The 2254-nt window shown below is 66.5% G+C and carries 4 protein-coding genes; 2 read left to right on the forward strand and 2 right to left on the reverse strand.

Features of this window, described 5'->3' with window-relative positions:
* Positions 1 to 84 precede the first annotated feature (84 nt).
* On the forward strand, positions 85 to 423 hold the full coding sequence (locus ENN83_RS17055) for a hypothetical protein (RefSeq protein ID WP_349760145.1): 339 nt from the start codon (positions 85 to 87) through the stop codon (positions 421 to 423).
* Positions 387 to 884, forward strand: a complete 498-nt coding sequence (locus ENN83_RS17060) for a quinoprotein dehydrogenase-associated SoxYZ-like carrier (protein WP_349760146.1) — start codon at positions 387 to 389, stop codon at positions 882 to 884. The genes ENN83_RS17055 and ENN83_RS17060 overlap by 37 nt, the downstream gene beginning before the upstream one ends.
* Positions 885 to 1038: 154 nt before the next feature.
* On the opposite strand, the gene ENN83_RS15540 is transcribed toward ENN83_RS17060, so the two are convergent.
* Positions 1039 to 1389 carry a hypothetical protein gene (locus ENN83_RS15540; RefSeq protein ID WP_287188575.1) on the reverse strand — a complete coding sequence of 117 codons (351 nt, stop codon included), beginning with the start codon at positions 1387 to 1389 and terminating at the stop codon, positions 1039 to 1041.
* On the reverse strand, positions 1386 to 2063 hold the full coding sequence (locus ENN83_RS15545) for a hypothetical protein (RefSeq protein ID WP_287188577.1): 678 nt from the start codon (positions 2061 to 2063) through the stop codon (positions 1386 to 1388). Before ENN83_RS15545 ends, ENN83_RS15540 begins: the two co-directional genes overlap by 4 nt.
* Between the last annotated feature and the right edge of the window lie 191 nt (positions 2064 to 2254).

The raw sequence follows: 2254 nt of genomic DNA on the forward strand, positions 1-2254 counted from the left end.
ATACCGACCTATGGATGCTGCCGAGCAGCCCGTTTCCGTGGCATACTCCCCCGTCAGGACCACGCATCAGGGAGAACGCGCCCCATGAAACCCCTCATCGCCATCGCCGCGCTGGCCTTCGGCCCGGCTCTGGCCGAGGATAACCGTGCCAGCCCGCTGGCCGAAAGCCACATCTGGAACGAACTCAGGACCGACCTCGTGGGCAAGATCGACATCGCCGACGCCGCAGGCCGCTTCGAGGTCCAGGCCCCCTACCGGGCCAACGATGCCGCTACGGTGCCGGTCACGATCCGCCAGACCGACCCGGGGCTGACGATCCGCGGGGCGACCGTGGTGATCGACGACATCCCGCACCGCTGGCCGCCAGCTTCACCTTCGGCCCCGCCATGGCGCCGCTCGATCTCGAGATCCGGGTGCGCGTGAACCAGTATTCCAACATCCGCGTGATCGCCGATACCGATCAGGGCCACCTGATGACCGGCCGCTATGTCAAGGCCTCGGGCGGTTGCTCGGCCCCGGCCACGCGCAACCCCGAAGAAGCGCTGGCCGGGATGGGCGAGATGCGTCTGAAGCATTTCTCCCAGGTGCCCACGATGTCGACCGCACGTCGCGAAGCACAGATCATGATCCGCCACCCCAATTATTCGGGCCTGCAGCGGGACCAGCTCACCCAGCTTTTCATCCTCGCGCATTTCATCGACCGGCTCGAACTCTGGCAGGGCGACGAGATGCTTTTCACCATGGAAGGTGGCATCTCGATCAGCGAGAACCCGGTCTTCCGGTTCTCCTACACCAATAACGGCGCCCCATCCCTGCGGGTGATCGCCCGCGATACCGAAGGCAATGTCTTCGAACACGATCTTCCCAAGGTCGGCCAGTCCTGACGGCCCAGGCGCCGCGCCCTTCTTCTGGCCGCATACATCCCCGCCGGAGGCGCCGCGCGCGGCACGCGCGCGGCCACGCCCAACGCCGGACAAGCGGGGCGCATGCCCCGCGCCGCGCCGGGGGCGGGAGAATGCCCTTGCCCCCGGCCATGCGTCAGAAGCAGACGATCTCCGCCTCCGCCTGGGCCCGCCGTAGATCGGCAACCAGTTCGTTCGCCATGGCCGAAGCGCGGAAGACCGATGCGCGTTCCCCTGGTATCTGCCGCAGCGACAGCACCGTCTCGGCCTCGACATATCGTTCGTAGGACAGGATAGAGGCGATCACGTCGATCGAGCAGGCGCACTTCTCCAGAACGTCGCGCCCCTGCCCGTCGGTAGCCATGCAGGCAAAGACGTAATCGGCTCTGGCCGCAGTGGGGTAATCGTTCCACCGCGCCGCCACATCCTGCCCTGCTGCCGGCACGGCCAGGCACGCTGTCACCATGGCAAGGGCTGTCATCCTCATGGTTCCACCTCCCCGCCCGGCGCTTTCAGCTTCAGCGTTGAAACATAGATCGGCGCGCCGCCCTCCAGATCCGGCACATGCGCGCTCAACGCATGATACGATCCCGGCACCTCGTCCGACACGGTGACCGTGACCTCCAGATCGGAAAATCCCTGCATCCGCGCACGGTTCGGCTCGTCCTTGAAAGGGTGCAGCGTCAAGGCCTGCGCCTGCACTTCCTCCGCGCCGAACTCCACCTCGACCGCCTCGACACCGGCCGGACGCAGCAATGCTTCCTTCATCCGGTTGCGGATGTAGAAAGGGCTGCCGCCCGCGGTCTCGGCCATGTCGCGCACGACCGTCTCCATGAAATACATGATGACCGGATTGCCGACCTCGGCGGGGAAGGATCCGATTGCGCTGAAGCTGTCGCCATGGGTGAAGCGCAGCGCGGCCAGCGTCGGATCGTCAGCGGCGAAGCGCAACTCCACCTCCCCGGTCGCGGCGGCCGCGGCCTCGGGGTTCGTCCGATTGGCGACCTCGCGCGCATAGATCAGCATTGCCGAGCGTGGCACGTCGTCCAGCGTGCTGCTTCGAAACAGCATGTCATAGGTCTCGGTGCCCTCGGTGTCGGCCGAGGCCACGCCGCCCGGCACGAGGGCGGCCGCAGCAAGGCCCGCAATTGTCTTTCGCATATGTCCTCTCCCTTCTGCCGAGCCTAGCCCGCCCGCAGCCGGTGTCACGCGATACTTTCGTCGGACAGCGGCGCGGGCGCCCGGGTCTTCCAGTCGATCAGCGGCCGCAGTCGCGAGAGTTGCACCGGCTTTCTCAGGACCGTGAAATCCTCTGTCAGCCCAGCGCGCAGGACCTCGTCGCCCTGGTCGGC

The sequence above is a fragment of the Rhodovulum sp. genome (genome assembly GCF_011048875.1).
Classification (GTDB): domain Bacteria; phylum Pseudomonadota; class Alphaproteobacteria; order Rhodobacterales; family Rhodobacteraceae; genus Rhodovulum; species Rhodovulum tesquicola.

Coding starts and splice junctions, on each gene's coding strand:
- ENN83_RS17055 (WP_349760145.1), top strand. CDS start 85: ATGAAACCCCTCATCGCCATCGCCGCGCTGGCCTTCGGCCCGGCTCTG.
- ENN83_RS17060 (WP_349760146.1), top strand. CDS start 387: ATGGCGCCGCTCGATCTCGAGATCCGGGTGCGCGTGAACCAGTATTCC.
- ENN83_RS15540 (WP_287188575.1), bottom strand. CDS start 1,389: ATGAGGATGACAGCCCTTGCCATGGTGACAGCGTGCCTGGCCGTGCCG.
- ENN83_RS15545 (WP_287188577.1), bottom strand. CDS start 2,063: ATGCGAAAGACAATTGCGGGCCTTGCTGCGGCCGCCCTCGTGCCGGGC.